This is a genomic window from uncultured Clostridium sp., from assembly GCF_900547735.1.
GTDB lineage: Bacteria > Bacillota > Clostridia > Lachnospirales > Lachnospiraceae > Otoolea.
Genome location: NZ_URHZ01000062.1, coordinates 1 through 19342, shown reverse-complemented (window position 1 = coordinate 19342; position 19342 = coordinate 1). Strand labels below are relative to the sequence as shown.

The 19342-nt window shown below is 52.2% G+C and carries 13 protein-coding genes; 11 read left to right on the top strand and 2 right to left on the bottom strand.

Annotation, left to right across the window (positions count from 1 at the left end):
* The first annotated feature begins 113 nt into the window (after window positions 1-113).
* The 7 genes from QZT18_RS17350 to QZT18_RS17320 all read left to right on the top strand — a co-directional run bounded on the left by QZT18_RS17350 (window position 114) and on the right by QZT18_RS17320 (window position 6881).
* The gene (locus QZT18_RS17350; protein ID WP_294149794.1) at window positions 114-896 is read left to right on the top strand and encodes an IclR family transcriptional regulator; all 783 of its coding nucleotides are present in this window, start codon (window positions 114-116) and stop codon (window positions 894-896) included.
* 105 nt (window positions 897-1001) lie between these two features.
* Window positions 1002-1985: a C-terminal binding protein gene (locus tag QZT18_RS17345; protein ID WP_294149791.1), complete on the top strand. Its 984-nt coding sequence runs from the start codon at window positions 1002-1004 to the stop codon at window positions 1983-1985.
* A gap of 31 nt (window positions 1986-2016) precedes the next feature.
* Complete coding sequence (locus QZT18_RS17340) at window positions 2017-3063, top strand: 2-dehydro-3-deoxygalactonokinase (RefSeq protein ID WP_294149790.1); 1047 nt, start codon at window positions 2017-2019, stop codon at window positions 3061-3063.
* On the top strand, window positions 3051-3944 hold the full coding sequence (locus QZT18_RS17335; protein ID WP_294149787.1) for a dihydrodipicolinate synthase family protein: 894 nt from the start codon (window positions 3051-3053) through the stop codon (window positions 3942-3944). Before QZT18_RS17340 ends, QZT18_RS17335 begins: the two co-directional genes overlap by 13 nt.
* Before the next feature lie 37 nt (window positions 3945-3981).
* Entirely contained in the window at window positions 3982-5085 is a 1104-nt protein-coding gene (locus QZT18_RS17330; protein WP_294149785.1) for a DctP family TRAP transporter solute-binding subunit, read from the top strand.
* Between the two features lie 28 nt (window positions 5086-5113).
* Window positions 5114-5602: a TRAP transporter small permease gene (locus tag QZT18_RS17325; protein ID WP_294149782.1), complete on the top strand. Its 489-nt coding sequence runs from the start codon at window positions 5114-5116 to the stop codon at window positions 5600-5602.
* Window positions 5595-6881, top strand: a complete 1287-nt coding sequence (locus QZT18_RS17320; protein WP_294149779.1) for a TRAP transporter large permease — start codon at window positions 5595-5597, stop codon at window positions 6879-6881. The genes QZT18_RS17325 and QZT18_RS17320 overlap by 8 nt, the downstream gene beginning before the upstream one ends.
* Before the next feature lie 182 nt (window positions 6882-7063).
* On the opposite strand, the gene QZT18_RS17315 is transcribed toward QZT18_RS17320, so the two are convergent.
* Window positions 7064-8569 carry a polysaccharide biosynthesis protein gene (locus QZT18_RS17315; RefSeq protein ID WP_294149777.1) on the bottom strand — a complete coding sequence of 502 codons (1506 nt, stop codon included), beginning with the start codon at window positions 8567-8569 and terminating at the stop codon, window positions 7064-7066.
* Window positions 8570-9126: 557 nt separating this feature from the next.
* Between QZT18_RS17315 and nifS the strand changes: the two genes are divergently transcribed.
* The 4 genes from nifS to QZT18_RS17295 all read left to right on the top strand — a co-directional run bounded on the left by nifS (window position 9127) and on the right by QZT18_RS17295 (window position 13188).
* Complete coding sequence (gene nifS / locus QZT18_RS17310) at window positions 9127-10320, top strand: cysteine desulfurase NifS (RefSeq protein ID WP_294149775.1); 1194 nt, start codon at window positions 9127-9129, stop codon at window positions 10318-10320.
* 112 nt (window positions 10321-10432) lie between these two features.
* Complete coding sequence (gene nifU / locus QZT18_RS17305) at window positions 10433-10870, top strand: Fe-S cluster assembly scaffold protein NifU (protein WP_294149772.1); 438 nt, start codon at window positions 10433-10435, stop codon at window positions 10868-10870.
* Between the two features lie 3 nt (window positions 10871-10873).
* Window positions 10874-11953: a tRNA 2-thiouridine(34) synthase MnmA gene (mnmA, locus tag QZT18_RS17300; protein WP_294149770.1), complete on the top strand. Its 1080-nt coding sequence runs from the start codon at window positions 10874-10876 to the stop codon at window positions 11951-11953.
* Window positions 11950-13188 carry an N-acetylmuramoyl-L-alanine amidase gene (locus tag QZT18_RS17295; protein WP_294149768.1) on the top strand — a complete coding sequence of 413 codons (1239 nt, stop codon included), beginning with the start codon at window positions 11950-11952 and terminating at the stop codon, window positions 13186-13188. The genes mnmA and QZT18_RS17295 overlap by 4 nt, the downstream gene beginning before the upstream one ends.
* Before the next feature lie 151 nt (window positions 13189-13339).
* On the opposite strand, the gene QZT18_RS17290 is transcribed toward QZT18_RS17295, so the two are convergent.
* A complete protein-coding gene (locus tag QZT18_RS17290) occupies window positions 13340-19288 on the bottom strand; it encodes a hypothetical protein (RefSeq protein WP_294149766.1) in 5949 nt (1982 codons plus the stop codon).
* Between the last annotated feature and the right edge of the window lie 54 nt (window positions 19289-19342).

The following is a 19342-nucleotide window of genomic DNA, read 5'->3' as shown; positions in this document are numbered from 1 at the left end:
TATAACTTGCCATCAAGTTTTTTTGTTGATATAATTCAATAAAAGATTTTATCAGGGCGGAGGCTGTGTAAAAGCCTGTCTGACAGGCCCTGGGCGAAACAGGAGGGAAACCGGTGAATACAAGTAAGGATTATACAATCAGCGCGGTTCAGAAGGCATTAAAGCTTTTAAAACTCTTTGACGAAAACCACTTTGAGATGTCACTGTCGGAGATCAGTGCCATGACGGGAGTGGGGAAAAGTTCGACACTGCGTTTGCTTTTTACTCTGGCTTCAGAGGGGTTTATCGAATACGATGAAAAGAATAAGACGTACAGTCTTGGACTGGTGCCTCTCCACCTCAGCACCCTGAAGAAAAATCATCTGGATTTGCGCAAGATAGCGGTGCCGTACCTTCAGGAGATAGCGGACCGTAAAAGTGTTATCTGTTATCTTGGAATCCAGAGGGAAGACAAGGTTCTGATGATCGAATGTGTCGTACCCAGGGATGTACCCTCATGGGCACAGCTTATGATCCGCTCGGGCGGAATGAGGGAACTGTACTCGACCGGAATCGGAAGATTATTTCTTTCCAGGATGCCGGAGGAGGAGCTGGAGGAATATATTCAATCAATCCATGTGGAGCGGTTTACCGATAAGACGGTTACCGATAAGGAGGAACTGCTCAGGATCATCAGAAAGGCCGGGAAAGAAGGATATTCCTTTAATAATGGGGAAAATGAACCGTATATTTCCAGCGTCTGCGCACCCATTTTCGATTACAATAAAGAGATGACGGCCGGAATCAGTATCTGTGGAATTCAGGAACTATTCGAAGGGGAGAAGAGAGAAGAGGCAAAACAGGATATAATCAGAACGGCAGGAAGGATATCCGCAAGACTGGGATGCCCTGTATAAAAAAACTGCGGTAAAAGACGCATTTTTTTATACTTAGTAAAATAAAACTTAGTTTTACTGTATAAAATATTTTGACGATTTAAAGAAATCGAAGCGGAGGACAATATGGGGGAAGAAAACAGGGGGAAGAAAATCGTAATAAGTGATTATTACTATGAAAATCTGGACTTGGAGCGCCAGGAAATCGCACGGCTTAAGGATGCGGAGCTCTTCGACTACCACTGTAAGACGGAGGAGGAAGTGATTGCGGCGGCCGGGGATGCGGACGTGCTGATTGTACAGTTTGCTCCGATCACGAAAAGAGTCATAGAAAATCTGGAGCGCTGCAGGCTCATCGTCAGGTATGCGATTGGCGTGGACAACATCGATGTGAAAGCGGCTTCCGAAAAGGGAATCTATGTGGCAAATGTCCCCGATTACAGCCTGGATGAGGTGTCCAACCATGCGATAGCCCTCCTGATGGCCTGTGCAAGAAAACTGCCGTCCCTGGCGTCGTTGGTAAAAGAGGGGAAATGGGATTACAGTCTCGTGAAACCGCTATACCGCATGGAAGGCAGGGTCCTGGGACTGGTTGGCTTAGGAAGAATTCCGGCTCTTGTCGCGAAAAAGATGGCGGGGTTCGGCATGAGAATGATTGCATACGATCCCTATATGCCGGCGGAAGCGGCAAGTGAGCTGGGGGTGGAGCTGGTGGCTTTGGAGACGCTTCTGGCGGAAAGTGATTACATATCGGTGCACTGCCCTCTGAACGGGGAGACGCGCCATCTGTTCGACTATGACAAATTTAAGAAGATGAAGAGAACCGCTTTTATAATCAATACGGCGAGAGGCGGCGTAATCTGTGAGGGCGATTTAATAAGGGCGCTTGAAGAAGGGGAGATTGCGGGCGCAGGAATTGATGTCTGCGAAACGGAGCCAATCGATCCGGACAGTCCGCTGCTTAAAATGGAACAGGCCATTGTTACGCCCCATGTGGCCTGGTATTCGGAGGAGGCGGTTAAGAGCCTTCAGAAGAAGGTTGCCGAGGAGGCGGTCAGGGTACTGAGCGGAGAAAAACCGCTGCATCCGGTCAATGTGCCGAAGTTTTGAAAGTCGGTTGAAAGTGTAGGGAGGGTTAAATATGTTTGCTGTAATTGATTGCGGAACAACCAATACGAGAATTTACATCGTGGACCGGAACAGAACAATTGCGGCCTGTGGCAGCCGGAAAGTAGGCGTGAGAGATACCTCTATCACGGGAAGCAGGAATGCCTTGAGACAGGGAATCACGGAACTGTTCTTTGAAATTCTGAACGGAAACGGAATCAGGGATGAGGAAGTGGAATTTGCCGTGGCGTCGGGGATGATTACCTCTGAAATCGGCCTGATTGAGATTCCGCATCTGGTGGCTCCGGCCGGCCTGCCGGATTTGTCGGAGGGAATCCTGGAAGTCAATGATGAAACGGTGCTTCCGATCCACCGGCCGGTCTATTTTATCCGGGGTATCAGAAACCGGTATCCGGAGAATGCGCGGGCGCAGGATTTGCGGGACATCGACTTTATGAGAGGGGAGGAGGTGCAGTGCATTGGAATCATGGAAGAGAAAAAGATAAAAGAACCGTGCAGCATTGTTGCCTTAAGCTCCCATACCAAGGTGATGTATATTGATGAGAAGCAGAGAGTGGCGGCCAGCAACACGACGATCAGCGGCCAGTTTTATGAGGCGCTTCTGAATTCCACGAACATCGGAAAAAGCCTGATTGAGACAGAGGGGGAGGAAACAGGCGGGTATTCCTTTGAAGAGCTGGTGGATACGGCCGTTGACTGTGTGGAGCATGCGGGTCTTGGACGCACGCTTCTCATGCCCCGCTTTCTGCAGGTGCTTTTGAAAACAGACAGCCGGGAACGCGACATTTTTACCAATGCGGCGATTGCGGCCGATGATTTGAAAGCGTTTGAGGAAATGAGAAACAAAGGGTATGACGGCAATCACTACATTTTATACGGACATGAGAGCCGCTGCCGCATGTATGAGTATCTACTCAAAAAAAGGTTTGGGGAGGAGCTTATCATCGAATTTATTTACGATAAGGAGGAGATAGGAAAACTTACGGTCCGGGGTGCAGTTGAAATCGCTTTAGGCAAGATACGGGAAAGAGAAGGGGAGGAGAAGACATGTTTCAGATGAAAGGCGTTATTCCGCCGATGGTTACTCCATTTAAGGAAAATGGGGAAGTGGATTATGAGGGGATTAAAACACTGGTCGGATTTTTGCGCGGCAAAGTGGACGGCGTATTTATCACGGGCTCTTACGGAGGCGGAGCGCTGATGACTCCGGAAGAGAGGATGCAGGTAACGGAAACGGCAATTCAGGCGGCACAGGGAAAAATACCAGTGATTGTGCAGGTGGGCACCGCGGACTCTATAAGCACGGCAAAGCTTGCCGCACACGCCAGGACGGCCGGGGCCGCCGCGATTTCCGCCGTCGGGCCATATTACTACAAGCATAACGAAGACGAAATCTGCTCTTTTTACCAGACGATTGTGAAGGAAGCAGGCGGGGAAATCCCGGTTTATGTGTATAATAACCCGCAGTTTCAGGGCTACCCGATGGAGTTAAAGCTGATTAAAAAGCTGAAGGAGGACGTGGGGGTCGGGGGAATCAAGGACGCCACCTTTGATATTATGCTCCATGCAAACTATATGCGTCTGTTAAAGGATGAAAACTTCGACGTGGTTCTGGGGACGGAGGCAATGTGGCTGTCCGCATGCTCCCTTGGCTGCAGGGCGTTTATACCGGGGATCGCCAACGCATTTCCAGAAATATGTGAAAAAATGTACCATGAGGGAATCGAAGGCCGGTACGCGGATTGCAGAAAGACACAGTTTGAAGTAAATGAGATGCGGGATATCATGTATCTGGCGCGCTCGACGCAGCTTGCGATATACGCCATGCTGGAAATCAGGGGAATTATCAAATGCAGCCCGAGAGGTCCGTTTATCCCGGCGACGGAAGAAGAGAAGAGGGCGATAAGCGGCCGGTTAAAGGCCCTCGGGGTGATGAACTGATGCAGATTAACATAACCGCATGAAAAGGAGAAGGAATATGAGAAAAAAATCATTTGCATTATTAACCGTATTAGCAATAGCGGCAGCGCTTGCGGGCTGTTCCGGTAAAAAACAGGGCGCGGGGGAGACGCAGGCGCAGGGAGCGGCAGAGCAGGGGGAAACAGGGAAAGAAGCGGCGGAACAGGTGGCGGCAGGCGATGAGGCATCAGAGACAAAAGAGACCGAGTACACCTTGAAAATTGCCGTCGGAATCCCGCAGTCCCATAAAGATATCGGCAATATCATGAAAGAAGTGATTGAAAAGGAGACGGGCGGAGCGGTCAAAGTCAACGTATTTGCCGACAACGCTCTGGGCTCCGACCGTGAAGTCCTGGAGGCCGTCCAACTGGGAGATATCGATATCACACTTTCCAACATGGCGCCTCTGGCGGCTGCCTACAGCGATCTTTACCTGTTTGACACGATGTTCCTGATCAGCAACAGGGACGAGGCATATGAAATCCTGGACGGGGAGATAGGACAGAGCATTGCAGAGGGACTGAAGGCAAAGAATTTGAAGACGCTGTCATATCCGGAGAACGGCTTCAGAAACCTGACGACAAACGACAGGGAGGTACATACCCCGGAGGATGTGAACGGTCTGAAGATCCGCGTGATGGAAAATGAAATCCAGATTGCCTACTGGAAGGCCCTCGGCGCCAACCCGACTCCCATGGCGTTTGGCGAGGTGTTCACGGCCCTGCAGCAGAAGACAATCGACGGTCAGGAAAACCCGGTGGAGCTCATCTATGACAACAAGCTGAATGAGGTCCAGAAATATATGATTATGACACAGCATATTTACAATCCGCTAATTTTAGCAATGAATAATGAAAAGTTCGACGCCATGCCGGAGGAATATCAGCAGGCCATCATGAAGGCGGCAAAGGAAGCAACGGATTATGAGCGCAAGTCGGCTCAGGAGTATGAGCAGGACAGAATCAAAAAGATTGAAGAGGACAAGACGACGGAAGTGATTTATCTTACGGACGGAGAGAGAGCCCAGTTTAAGGAAGCGGTAAAAGAGGTCAACTCGGTCGTAAGAGAAAAGATGGATCATCCGGAATTATTTGACAAGGCAATGGAAGTCGTGGGAGATTAAGCGCGGATGTAGTCTGGGGGAACGTAATATGTTGAAAAAAATAGATGAACATTTGGAAGATATCCTGCTGGTGACCTTATTATCACTGATGAGCCTGATTATTTTTGTACAGGTTATTATGAGATATCTGATGCATAACTCCCTGAGCTGGTCTGAAGAACTGGCGAGATATCTCTTTATCTGGTCGATTTACCTTTCTGTCAGTTATGCGGCGAAAGAACGCAAGCATATTAAAATCGATGCCGCCCTCTACCTGTTTCCGAAGAAATGCAGGCCGTATATCCGAATCATCGGGGATATCATCGTTCTGTGCTTTGCCGGTTTTATCATAGCAACCTCATTCAGGCTGGTTCAAAAGATAGGGATGCTGGGGCAGGTATCGGCCGCATTGTCCATACCGATGAATTATATTTATACGGCCCCGCTTGTTGGGTTTGTACTGACATTTTACCGGACGGCCCAGAATATACGGCTGCGGATTGTAAATCTGAGGAAAGGGGGGGAGATGGATGACTAGCGCTGTTTTGTTTGGAACCTTTGTCGTCATGATTATATTGAATGTCCCGGTGGGGATTGCACTTGGGATCTCCTCTCTTGCTACCGTCATGCTGAATGCGGAGCTGGGTCTGGGAGGCGGATATATTGCACAAAACCTCGTGACGGCGGTGGATTCGTTTCCCGTTATGGCGGTTCCGTTTTTTATCCTGGCAGGGGAATTTATGGGCGGCGGAGGAATATCCAGGCGTCTGCTGAACGTATGTAACGTTTTCTTTGGAAGAATCACGGGCGGGCTGGCCATTGTGACGGTCGTGGTGTGCATGTTTTTTGCTGCGATTTCCGGCTCCGGTCCGGCGACCGTGGCGGCTGTCGGAGGAATGATTGTGCCGACCATGATTGAGAAGGGGTATGACAGACGGTTTGTGCTGGGGCTGATTGCCGCCGCCGGAAGTATCGGCGTGGTGATTCCCCCCAGTATTCCGATGGTCGTCTACTGCACGTCCACCGGACAGTCGATTACGAAACTGTTTGCCGCCGGATTCATCCCGGGGCTGCTGATAGGACTGGCGCTGATCGGAGTTTCGTATTTTATCTGTAAAAAGCGGGGATATAAGGGAGACGCGGAGGCCTTTACCTGGAAAGGGGCGGGCCGGGCAATCTGGGATGGTAAATGGGCGTTAATCAGCCCCATTATTATCCTCGGCGGAATCTACGGCGGAATCTTCACCCCGACGGAGGCCGCGGCGGTATCGGTTATTTACAGCTTTGTGATCGGCGTTTTCGTCTATCAGGAGCTGAAACTGTCGGAAGTGTTTTACGTAATCAGAAGCGCCGCCCTTACCACGGGGACGGTACTGGTGGTAGTCGGATGTGCGGCGGCATTTACGAAAATTCTGACGGTGGGCCATATTCCGCAGCAGGTAGCACAGGCGATCATGCAGTTTACCGATAATAAATGGCTGATTTTCCTTCTGATTAATCTGATGCTTCTGGTAGTGGGCTGTTTTATGGACACGATGTGCTCGATTATGATTCTGGCACCCCTGTTTCTTCCGATTATCCAGAGCTTCGGAATTGACCCGATTCACTTCGGCCTGGTCATGGTGGTCAACCTGGCAATCGGATTCATTACGCCTCCGCTGGGAATTAACCTGTTTGTGGCGGTCAGGGTGGGAGAGGCGACCCTGGACGATGTTATTAAAGGGGTGATTCCGTTCTTAGCCGTTATGATTGTTGTACTGATGATGCTGACCTATATTCCGGCCATTACGATGTTTATTCCGGATTACTTCTTTTGACGAATGCTCCCGGAAACCGTGAGGAATAAGCGGAATATAGTTTTAAAAGAAAAAGCTGTTTCAAGGAGAAATTTTCCCGAAGCGGCTTTTTCTTTTTTGAATGAAATGAAAGATTCGCACTGTGAGTTTCACATGGCCGGCATCGGCGGCCTGTGTAAGGAGCGTACATACATCAAAGGGTATTACCGGCTCTTCTTATGCAGCAAAAGCAGCCCTCCCCCATACAGCACACAGAGAATCAGCGCCTTCACTACGATAAACAGGAACTCGGCCGGAAGCGCCTGCCGCAGCGTTTCCAGGGACGGTGTGGCGGCATACAGTAACCCGATGGAAACCAGGAGACAGAGGGTCGGTTTCACAATCATGGTGCCCGCATTCAGGCGCACGGGCACCTGGCCGGCCAGTGTGTGGATGTGCAGCCCCGCGAGGATCAGCTCACTGACGAGGAGTCCCACCAGATAGGCATGGATTCCGTATAAGGGGATGCAGAACACGACGACGGCCAGTGTAATCAGCATGGAAACGGCATTGTGCAGAAAGATGGAAGACGTCTTTCCCAGCCCGTTTAAGATGCTTCCCATGGTCGTGGAGAGGTACATAAAGGGGCAGAGCCAGGCCAGTATCGTGATAAAGGTTCCTGCGTCCTCATTGTGGTAAACGCTGATTCCAAGGCCGTCGCCAAAGAGCGTGAAGATGCCGATACAGAGGATTCCCATATAGAGGCTGTAGCGGAGGGCCATTGCGATGGTCCGCTCTATTTTGCGTTCATTACCCTCGGCCTGCGCCTCCGATACGGTAGGGAGCAGGACAACCGCCAGGGAATTGGTGATGGCCGACGGGAAGAAGATAAAGGGTAGCGCCATGCCGGTCAGGACGCCGTATGTACTCAGTGCCTCGGCATTGGTAAGGCCGAATTCCAGCAGCTTATTTGGTACGAAGATGGCCTCCAGGCTCTGCAGGCAGTTAAGGATCAGCCTGTTGCCCATCAGAGGCAGGGCCATGGCCATCAGGGGAGCAGCCAGGGAGACAAAGCTGTATGTGGGCCGCGGGGAATTTCCGCTTTTTTTATCCTCCGTTGTAAAGGAATATACAAGGAAAGAGAAAATGGCGGATGCCGCCTCGCCGATCAGCATGCCCCATACGGCCAGGGATACGGAAATTGTCTTTCCGTTCGTCGCCGCCACACTGGCAATCAGGAAGACGGCGCCAATGCGTATAAACTGTTCCAGAAGCTGCGAAAGCGCCGGAACGGCCGTTTTCTTCATGCCATAGTAATAGCCGCAGATACAGGCGTGAATCGCCGAGAACGGGATGGACAGCGCCATCACGGGCAGGAGAGGCGCACACTGGGGTTCCAGAAGGACGTGTTCGGCCAGAAATGGGGCGGTAAGGCGGATTCCAAACATCAGGATGACGGAAATCGTCAGCGAGATGGCCAGCCCGGCGCGGAAGGTGCTCCGGCCTTTCTCTGCGTTGGCCGCGGCCAGACGTGAGATAGACGTCTGGATCGGACCCGCACAGAGGGCAAATGCAATACCGTGGATGGGAAATATCATCTGATAAATGCCCAGACCTTCCGCGCCGATTGTCCGGGACAGGAATATACGATAGAAGAAACCGAGGATCCGGCTCAGGAATCCGGCGGCTGTGAGCAGCAGAGTTCCCGTGATAAGTGGATTTTTTTTCATATGGACTCCGGAAAAGAGACTTATTATTATATATATTTTGCGGGAGGAGAATTATTCGCTTCTGTTCACAGGTAACATTCCGCGAGGTGTTTTCGCGCGCATTTTGTGTGAAAATCCGTGTTATACGGCGCGATGCACAGGAACGGCACATTTTTCCGTTTCTGTGCATCGCGCCGGCCCAAACTGCGCCGCGCACCGTCCGGCGCAGGAAATTCATATATTTCCCGGGTATGAAAGTAAAATGAGGATAATAAAGGATCGGTCAGGGAAACATAGAAGCGGAAAGTATGTTCTGCGGTGGAGAGGGATTGTGCCGCTAAAGCGGCCTGCCTGCTATAAATCAATAAAATGCGGTTCTCCGCCCGAAAGGCACTGATTGTAACCTGTTTTCATACAATAATATATGCCATCGGGCACTTTTCTGAGGTAAAATATTATTTTTTTATAAATTAGTAATCATTCCTACTTGTATTTTCTGGATTTTACTATATAATAAGAAGCGTAGATGAAGCTTTTACCTTTATTACTACAAATAAGAAGAAAGGCGGATTTTTATTATGAAACAGATTATTTATCTGGACAATGCAGCTACAACGAAGACGAGACCGGAGGTTGTAGATGCGATGCTTCCGTATTTTACGGAATTTTACGGAAACCCATCCTCCGTATATGATTTTTCGGCAGAGCCTAAGAAGGCGATTGCGGATGCGAGGGAGACGATTGCCGGAGCGCTCGGCGCAAAGGCGAATGAGATTTACTTTACAAACGGCGGTACCGAGTCGGACAACTGGGCGCTCATTGCCACGGCAGAGGCCTATCAGGCAAAGGGAAACCATATTATTACTACTAAAATCGAACACCATGCGATTATTCACACCTGCGAATATCTGGAAAGCCGCGGTTTTGAAGTGACTTACCTGGATGTGGATGAGTTTGGCGTTGTGAAATTAGATGATCTGAAGAAAGCGATTCGTCCTGGGACGATCCTGATTTCAGTTATGTTTGCCAACAATGAGATCGGAACAATCCAGCCGATCAAAGAAATCGGCGCGATTGCAAAGGAACACGGAATTCTGTTCCATACCGATGCGGTACAGGCATTTGGCCATGTTCCGATCAATGTGGACGAATGCCATATCGACATGTTAAGCTCCAGCGCCCATAAATTAAACGGCCCGAGAGGCGTCGGCTTCCTGTATATCCGTACCGGAGTGAAGGCAAAGGCCTTTATCCACGGCGGAGCCCAGGAGAGAAAACGCCGCGGAGGCACAGAGAACACCCCGGGAATCGTGGGATTCGGCAAAGCGGTAGAGATTGCCATGGCCACGATGAAGGAGAGGACGGAGAAGGAGAGAGCCCTCAGGGATCACCTGATTGAGCGCGTGATGAAGGAAGTTCCCTTCGTGCGTCTTAACGGCCATCCGTCAAAACGTCTTTCAAATAACGCCAACTTTGCATTCCAGTTTATCGAGGGTGAATCCCTGCTGATTATGCTGGATATGGACGGCATCTGCGGTTCCAGCGGTTCCGCCTGCACATCGGGCTCCCTGGATCCTTCACACGTGCTTCTGGCAATCGGCCTTCCTCATGAGATTGCCCATGGTTCACTCCGTTTGACCCTGAATGACGAGATCACGATGGAACAGATTGATTTTACCGTGGAGAGCATCAAGAAAATTGTGGAGCGTTTAAGATCCATGTCTCCATTATATGAGGACTACATGAAGAGACAGGCAGTGGCGCACGCGTAATGAATTATTTTATCCGCGGGCCGTTAGAAATCAGGCAAAACCGCGGATAGAAACATAACAGGCGCCGCCACATGCATAAAATTTGAGATACGGGCTGAAAGGAGCAAAATACATGTATTCAGAAAAGGTAATGGATCATTTCCAGAATCCGAGAAATGTCGGAGAGATAGAGAATGCAAGCGGAATGGGAACTGTCGGTAACGCGAAATGCGGTGATATCATGAGGATTTACCTCGATATCGACGACGATCAGATCATCCGCGACGTCAAATTTAAAACGTTCGGCTGCGGGGCCGCAGTGGCCACCAGCAGCATGGCGACAGAGCTCGTAAAGGGCAAATCCATACAGGAGGCAATGCAAATTACCAACAAAGCTGTGATGGAAGCACTTGACGGATTGCCCCCAGTTAAGGTACACTGTTCTTTGTTAGCAGAAGAAGCGATCCATGCTGCACTCTGGGATTATTCGGAGAAGCATGGCATTAAAATAGAAGGACTGACTAAGCCAAAGACAGATATCGGTGAGGAAGAAGTCGAAGAAGAGTACTGATACATGGAAAAGAAAAAAGTGGTAGTCGGCATGTCCGGAGGAGTAGACTCCTCCGTGGCGGCCTGGCTTTTGAAAGAACAGGGATATGACGTAATCGGCGTCACGATGCAGATATGGCAGGATGAAGAGCCGGAGGTTCAGGAAGAGAACGGGGGGTGCTGCGGCCTGAGCGCCGTGGACGACGCCAGAAGAGTGGCGGAGCGGCTTGGGATCCCCTATTACGTCATGAATTTTAAAAAAGAATTTAAAGAGAATGTAATGGATTATTTCGTGCAGGAATACATCGAGGGGAAGACTCCCAATCCCTGCATTGCCTGCAACCGGTTTGTCAAATGGGAGTCGCTTCTGAAGAGAAGCATGGATATCGGGGCCGACTACATCGCCACCGGCCATTACGCCAGAATCGAGAAACTGGAGAACGGCCGCTTTGCCCTGCGCAAATCTGCGACGGCGGCGAAGGACCAGACCTACGCGCTTTACAATCTGACCCAGCATCAGCTTTCCCATACGCTCATGCCGGTTGGTGAATATACAAAAGACGAGATACGCGCGATTGCGGAGAAAATCGGGCTGACAGTAGCGAATAAGCCGGACAGCCAGGAGATTTGTTTCATTCCGGATCACGATTACGCAAAATTTATTGAAGAAAATACCGATTGCCGTCTACCGGAAGGCAATTTTGTAGATAAAGACGGCAACATACTGGGCCGTCACCAGGGCATTACCCACTATACGGTCGGACAGAGGAAGGGACTGAACCTTGCCATGGGCCGTCCCGTATTTGTGACAGCAATCCGCCCGGAGACAAATGAAGTAGTAATAGGAGACAATGAAGACGTTTTTTCCAGAAGACTTACCTGCAGTAAGCTGAACTGGATGGCAGTGGACGGACTTCCCGGGGAGGGGATGAAAGTGTCTGCCAAGATTCGTTACAGCCATAAGGGCGCACCCTGCATGATCCGAATTATCGGTGAGGATCTGTTGGAGTGCGTATTTGACGATCCACAGAGAGCTGCAACGCCGGGACAGGCCGTGGTATTTTATGATGGAGAATATGTGGTCGGAGGAGGAACTATTTTATGATAAAATCAGCAGGACGCAGGGGGGCGGCAGTACTGCTTGGTATGTTCCTGATGGCTTCTTCCGTGGCGGGCTGCGGCGGCAAGTATGAACCGATTACTTTGCAGGCGCAGGAGACACAGGCTTCGGAGGAGGAGAGCCGGCAGGTTCAGGCCGAGAGCGTTACGGATGACGGCGGCTCACAGGATGCGGCAGAAAAAGCGGAACAGGATCGGATGCTGGTTCTGGGGGATGCACAGGGCGAGCAGGCAGCGGAAGAAGCCGACGGCGCCGCGGTGGCGGAGATGAGTTCGCTTGAGAATGAGCGCACGACCGCCAACGGGTTTACGGACGTGGACGAAACCGTATTTGTGGTGGAGGACCATGTCAATCTCCGAAAGGGATGTGGAACGGAATTCAGTATTGTGACACAGCTTAAGACGGGCGACAGCATCAAAAGGACCGGTTACAGCGACGGATGGAGCAGAGTCGTATATAAGGACACCACATGCTACGTCATGTCGGATTTCCTCTCCACGCAAGATCCTTCGGGAGAGAACGGGGAGAATGTGGTGGCTCTTGAGAACCAGCCTGCTCCGGCCAGTGCCGACGGTTCGGCTGCCGTGAGCAACGGCCGCATTGTGGCAATCGACGCGGGACATCAGGCAAAGGGCAACAATGAAAAGGAGCCAATCGGACCGGGTTCTTCCACGATGAAGGCCAAAGTGGCGTCCGGCGCGGAGGGAATCAGCACGAAGCTTCCGGAATACAAGCTGACGCTGTCGGTGTCCAAGAAGCTTAAGAGGATTTTGGAGGAGCGCGGCTATCAAGTGGTTATGATCCGTGAGACCAACGATGTGAATCTGAGCAATGCGGAGAGGGCGGAGATAGCCAACAAGAGCGGAGCCTCCATTTTTGTCCGTGTCCATGCCAATTCCCTGGATAACAACAGTGTCCACGGAACGCTGGCCATGTGCCAGACATCGGGGAATCCTTACAACGGAAACCTTCATGACCAGAGCTATTCCCTTTCCAAGAAGATCACGGACTATGTCTGCGCCGCGACCGGTTTCAAGAACCGGGGCGTGCAGGAGACGGACAGTATGAGCGGGATTAACTGGTGTACCATCCCGGTGTCTATTGTAGAGATGGGATTCATGAGTAATCCGGAGGAAGACCAGAAGATGGCGCAGGAGGATTATCAGGAGCTGATAGCCGCCGGTATTGCCAATGGAATTGACGCTTATTTCGGTCAGTAATCAGATGAAAAATAAACAATGAAACGCATACTTTGCGAACTTTTTATTGCCACTCAATAAGACGGCCTGCAGGCCCTGCGAAATACGATACTTTCGCCGGAGACCTGCAGGCCGTTTTTATGGTTTACGTTCCGGAAGCTGCGGCTTCCTCCTATTCCTCCGAAAGCTGCTGCACAATCAGGTTAAACGGGACTTCCTGATTGCCCAGCCTGAAGCGGAGACGGTAAGTACCCGGTTCAAGAGCCGCAGGCACGGTAACGGTGATTTCCTGCTGGCCCTGTTCCGCCGTAAGATTTGTGTTGCCTCCTGTCGTCCAGGCGGGGGTGAGTTCCGTATAGGTTCCGTTTGCCTTCTGCTCGGCGGTCACTGCGATGGAATGCTCCGACGGATCCGTATTTTGCACGGAATACATCACCTTAAAGGTGAGGGCGCTTCCCGGCGCGGCCGCACGGCTGCCTGAATCCATAGAGACATGGAGGCCGTAGGAGGGATTCGGACGTACGGAATAGGCAGCGCTGGCGTCGAGCGTGTCAACGGCAGCGGCATTTTCGCCAAGAGGGAAAATCCGGGCGTTTAAAGTGTGGCTCTCTCCGGACAGCCCTGCGGTTTTTCCGGTGTCCATTACCAATGTGTAGGTGCCTGCTCCGCCCAGCGGGATATAGACCTTCCCTCCGTTCGGATGGTAAGTCGAGCCGTTCACGGTAAATATTACATTTTCCGGGAAAGAGCTGCCGTCTCCAGGAGAGAGGACGGCGGCCGCACCGCCCCAAAAGCGTGTGTCACTGCCTGCCGTAACCGTCAGTGTAAAAATGTGTGTGCCTTTGGAAAGTCCGTCTCCTCCGCTTCTGTTCAGAGCGGCTGAGGCGCCGCCGCCGTCGATCGTGAATGAGGCTCCCATATTGTCGGCCCCCATGCCGTCACGCAGGCGCAGACTGTATTCTCCGGCTGCAGGCGGCGTGGATGCGAAACCAAAGTCCAGGATTACGGTGAGCGTTCCGCTGAGCATTCCGGCCGGATTGCCCCGGCCGCTCATGGAGGTGAAATCGGTCAGCCTGATTATTTGAGCCGCCTCCGTCCCTGTGGCCTGATAGAGGTAGAAATCCGAGCTGCCCAACAGTGTCATTTTAGTTCCGGCAGGCAGATTCACCTTATTTCCATCCTCATCCTGCAGTTCCAGCCACAGTCCTCCCGCATCCGCCGACGAGGATAAGGTAAATGCACCCGTTACCGCGCTTTTCCCGGATATGGAGGCGCTGCCGGCGGGAGTCCTGTTATACTGCCGTCCGGCCCCGGCGGTAACACTGGAAACGACGGATTTACTCCAGTGTATGCGGATTAGGATGGTGAAAGCAGAATCCGATTCGTTTAAGTCCTCCAGTGTCAGCGTTACTACGTCCGCAGTTTCTTTCGGAGCGAAGCCGGAGGCATTTTTTAGGGTAAAATCAATCATGGCCTCATACCGGCTGTCGGTGGAACCTATCGTGACAGGGGCTGTAAAACTGCCCAGATCACATTGCTCCGTCATCAGTCCTGCCGATAACCAGCCCTGTTTCTTGGAAGGCAGCATGGAAAGGGAAAAGCTCTGGCCTTTTATGTCCGTGCCCCCGGCCGCAAGAGAAGCGCCATCCGACGCTTCAACACTGTTTAATTTAAGGTTTCTGCTTCCGGCCGGAATAAAGAGACTGCCCGTGTAGCTTCCGGTTTGTGTCGCGTAAAGATCCAGGCTCAGTGTGGAGAGGGACGAGGCCCTGGTGACAATTTCAATATTCATAGCAGTCGTTTCCTGGATCTGCCCGTTTACGGAACGCTCTATCACTATCTGTACCGTCCCGAGATTCTGGCTGGCGGTAATATTGTTATGATAAGTAAGATAAAATTCAATCTGCGGTACGACATGGTCGCCGGAGATCGTTCCGGTCGTGGACTGCCCGATTACGGAATTCTTTCCGCCGCCGGACGAAGAGGCGTTGGAAAGGATCTTGCCGTCTGCCGCCCCGTCGGAGATAAACCCTGCTCCCGGAGTCATATAAAGGCCGAACACACTTAAAGGATTCCCGGATATGGCCGTCTTCTGGCTTTCCAAATCAACCGCCGTGCCGCCCTGCTCCTGATTGGCTTCTGAGGTCACCCAGGTTCCGCCTGCGCCTGCTCCGTTTTTGGCGGCGTCCGCCAGAGTAAAACCGGAGGCGGAGACGGGAAGGGTAATGCTCTTAATTGTGTAGACGGAGCCGCTGTCCGCCGGGGAAAGCTCAATTACGCCTGTGGCTACGGAAAAACCGTCGCTGCCGTAACCCGGTTCATCCTCCGTGAGTGTCTTTGCCGTGAGCGTTGCATAACGCACCACCTCCCGTTCTCCGGCGCCCTGAACCTTCCAGTAGCGGTAAGGAGGACTTGCCGCCGTCACGGAGGTGAAAGTGATTTCCTGTCCTTCGCCGTCTGAAAATCCTCCGTCCGGTGAATCATCCGATGGGCTGATGCGGCCGTAGACATATCCTTCTGTTGACTCGCCGGCCAGCAGATAGCTGTAACCGGCCACAGGGCCGTATACCGTGTTACCCGATGCGGGATCGGTATAGGAAATACGGAAAATAGTACCTGTGCCAAGCAGCAGTGCATTGGGCGTTTGTGAAACGGTATCCGGCGGCACCGGATCTCCGGATGAATTTACGCTTGCGAACCGCGCCAGCTCGATGGCGGCGGATTCTAAAACGAGAGTGCTGCCGTTTTGAAGCACCAGGCCGTTTCCCAGGTTTCCCAGCGAAGCGGATTCCCCGTGATCCCCAATCCGGTTCAGGGAATAGAGGGCCGTCTGGTTGGCATTGGCTACGTCCGAACGTCCGGTAAGACATATATGTGAGTTGACAAGCAGCACCCTGTCTGCCCGCTGGATTGCGGTGAGCGTGCGTGTTGCTCCCGTCAGCGCGTTGCCGGTATCTCTGACTTCGCTGCCATAGTTATATAGTGTGACGATACGGGTTTTGCCGGCATCGCAGGAAGAGCCGCTTCCAAATACACCGCCCGCGATATTCATTGCCGGACCGTCTGTGCCGTCTCCGCTGTTTGTGCCGTTTCCGCTGCTTGTGCCGTCTCCGTTATTTGCGCCGTCTCCGCTGCTTGTGCCGTCTCCGTTATTTGCGCCGTTTCCGCTGTCTGTCCCGTCTGCGCTGCCTGTATCGTAGCCCGTCCCGTCGATATAGACGTGAGATGTGCCGGCCACCGTAATGGCATCATAATCCACCTGTTCGCCCCCGAAGTCTCCTCCGGCGTAAACGGAGCCTTCAACCGACAAAGCCGAGGCGGCCAGAGGCGGTATTTCGTCCTGATGGTGACTGTAATAGTTGCACGCTTCCAACGCATTCAGACCCACATGTACATGAGTGGAGCCGTTGACGGTTCCCTGGTAGCTGCCGCCGAATACGTTTCCCTCCACCGTGCCTCCCGTCAGGTTGACAAAGACTAAATCCGGGATGGAATCTCCTTCGTTCAGGGAGCTGCCGTCGTCACTCAGTTTGCTGCCGCCGTACAGATTACCTTTCACAAGACCTCCCGTCATATTCAGCGTAGAACCTCCGGTGACAAGCACGGTGCCGCTGGTACCTACGGCGCCGCCGTAGACCGATTGGGCGACCGTTCCCCCTGTGATATTTACGGTGGTGGAGCCGTTAACAGGGCCGTATTCACCGCCGCCGTAAACATCGCCCTGAATGACGGCAGAGCCGGAGACCGTAATGGAAGAGGAGCCGTCAATGCGGGCGCACTTTTCATAACCGCTTTCACCGACGCCTTTGCCGCCGCCGTAAACACTGCCGGTAATGGTGCCTCCGCTTATAGAAACGGAACTGGAGCCTTTTAAATAGGCATTTGCCCTGGTATCGTTGACACTGTGATCCGGGCGAGAGACGCCCTCTCCGCTGGAATAGATATTTCCGACCGTACCTCCGGTGATTTCAATTGCGGCGTTGCCGGTCAGGCTGCCGAGGTCGGAGGCAGGCCGGTTTAATTCTTGGGCAACAGGGGCCTTATCGGCGCTGACGCCGAAGGAACTGGCGGGATCCCAGCCCCGGCCTGCGGCGAACAGATTTTTTACCGTGCCGCCGCTTACGGCTATATCAACGGTCGAGGCCGTGTCACCGCTGATTATATATGCGGCGGAACCTGCGCCGTAAAGATCGGTTACCCGACCGCCCTTTACCGTGATTTTCAGCGCTCCCTGATAGGTTGGAACGCTTAAATTTCTGCCGGAACCGGCGCCATAGACAGTGGTCACCGTGCCGCCTAAGATGTTAATTTCGGTAGTGCCTGTATAGGGGGATGCGTTCGACAGGTATCCCTGGTTTCCCCCTATGATTTGAGGCACAGTCCCATTATGGACGTTGATTTTTACATTACCGTTGAGTATTGCACCGCTGGCGCTGCCGGCTACGATGGAATCAACCTGTGCATTTCCGCCGATAGTGATTGTGGATTCACTGTTCCCAGCGTCGAGACTGGTGGCGGATCTGATGTACCCAATCAGTCTTGTTACTCTTGCGCTGAGTACCGTAATGTTCCGTCCCGCGTCATCGCATAGCTGGCTCTTGCCTGCGCCATAGAGGTAGAAGGCAGACGGAGCAGTCACTTTTTCGCCTATGGTAAGGTTATGTCCCTGTGCGTAAATATGCAGAGGAGTGCCGAGCAGAGTAATGGATTCAAAGCACAAATCGGAATACAGGAAGAGCGAGTAATCATCGGCGCCCTCTGACTCTTTGATACACTGGAATTTGGCATTGCCGTCATATCCTTTAATCGTAACGGATACGGGGGAAGTCTTCAGTATATGGCAGCTTTCAATCGTATACGTGCCGCAGATCATAATTCTGTTTGTCATAACGGTTCCGTCCGGATTGGCCGTTTTAAGCTTTTGAGCTGCTGCGTCGAAGGTTTTTACAGCAGTATCGGGACTGTCTCCTTCACCGGAATCATCCCCATTCTCCGAATCCAGATAAACCGTATGGATCTCGGCCAACACATCGGCCGGATCGGAATACAGCGTCGGCAGTTCAACCGTGGGAAGCGACCTCAAAAGCCGTACCGCCATTACCCGGCACCGCAGCCGCAGACCTTTGTCCGCCGGATCCAGCGCACGGCGGCAGACCGGTTCATTTGCGCTTTCAATATCCTCCCATACGGCGGAAGGATCATCGCTTTTAGGAGCGATCTGCCATTGGTAAATAAATGCAAATCCGTCGGGGGCGGAGAACGTCCGTCCATCATTTTTATCAACCAGGGTATAAACTGCCGTCTCCTCATCTAAATCGGTTACAACCTTGAACTGATACCTGGAAGAGGATTGCCAGACGGAATAAAGATACAGATGTTCAGTTTCTCCGACTTCCAGATAGTCTCCGGCGGCAAGATACTCCCCGTCCGCAAGAGGAAGAGCGGGTGCCCCGGAAGGAGAATCGGCTTCCGAGGGAGAAGCGGTTTTGGCGTGTGAAACGGTTTCAAAATGTGAAACCGCTTTGGAGCGTGAATTGGCCTCAGAAGGCGAGGCAGCTTCTGAGGGGGATGCCTGCCTGTCGGAGCCGGTCCCGGTCCAACCGGAGAAAATGTAGGTGACCAGGCTGCTGTCGCTATAAGGGCCGGAGAGTTCTTCCGGACAGTCAGGAAGACGGAGCAGTCCGTCTGTCAACGGAAGTTCCAGTTCCAGTTTGTCATCCAGAGTGACCAGAATAGTATCGTCGGCGGGCTGGTATCCGGCGGCCATGGCAGCCTCTAAGAAGGTAAGGTTATCATCGGAGCAGATAACCGTTCCTGTCTGGCCCTGGTAAAAAAGAGTTTCAGGGTTGGTGATTTCCTGTTCTGTGATTTCTTCTATTATGTAAAGATTTTCCGGTTCTTCTTCCAGTTCTTCCGGCAGCTCCTCCTGGGTCTCTTCCGGCAGTTCTTCGGCAGGTTCTTCGATTTCTTCTTTTGTTTCTTCTGTGGGCTTTTCTGCTGAACCGTCCCCTGAATCTCCCTTTGATTCTTCTTCGGAAGGCAGACCTGCGCTGTCGGATTCGGAGGGGGAGGGATTGTCTGCGCCGGAGCTGCCGTCATCAGACTGAGAGGAATCATTCACGCCGGAGCTGTTGCCGCCGGACTGAGAGGAATCATTCGCGCCGGAGCTGTTGCC

Coding starts and splice junctions, on each gene's coding strand:
- mnmA (WP_294149770.1), top strand. CDS start 10,874: ATGGAAAAGAAAAAAGTGGTAGTCGGCATGTCCGGAGGAGTAGACTCC.
- QZT18_RS17315 (WP_294149777.1), bottom strand. CDS start 8,569: ATGAAAAAAAATCCACTTATCACGGGAACTCTGCTGCTCACAGCCGCC.
- nifU (WP_294149772.1), top strand. CDS start 10,433: ATGTATTCAGAAAAGGTAATGGATCATTTCCAGAATCCGAGAAATGTC.
- QZT18_RS17335 (WP_294149787.1), top strand. CDS start 3,051: ATGTTTCAGATGAAAGGCGTTATTCCGCCGATGGTTACTCCATTTAAG.
- QZT18_RS17295 (WP_294149768.1), top strand. CDS start 11,950: ATGATAAAATCAGCAGGACGCAGGGGGGCGGCAGTACTGCTTGGTATG.
- QZT18_RS17320 (WP_294149779.1), top strand. CDS start 5,595: ATGACTAGCGCTGTTTTGTTTGGAACCTTTGTCGTCATGATTATATTG.
- QZT18_RS17345 (WP_294149791.1), top strand. CDS start 1,002: ATGGGGGAAGAAAACAGGGGGAAGAAAATCGTAATAAGTGATTATTAC.
- QZT18_RS17340 (WP_294149790.1), top strand. CDS start 2,017: ATGTTTGCTGTAATTGATTGCGGAACAACCAATACGAGAATTTACATC.
- nifS (WP_294149775.1), top strand. CDS start 9,127: ATGAAACAGATTATTTATCTGGACAATGCAGCTACAACGAAGACGAGA.
- QZT18_RS17325 (WP_294149782.1), top strand. CDS start 5,114: ATGTTGAAAAAAATAGATGAACATTTGGAAGATATCCTGCTGGTGACC.
- QZT18_RS17330 (WP_294149785.1), top strand. CDS start 3,982: ATGAGAAAAAAATCATTTGCATTATTAACCGTATTAGCAATAGCGGCA.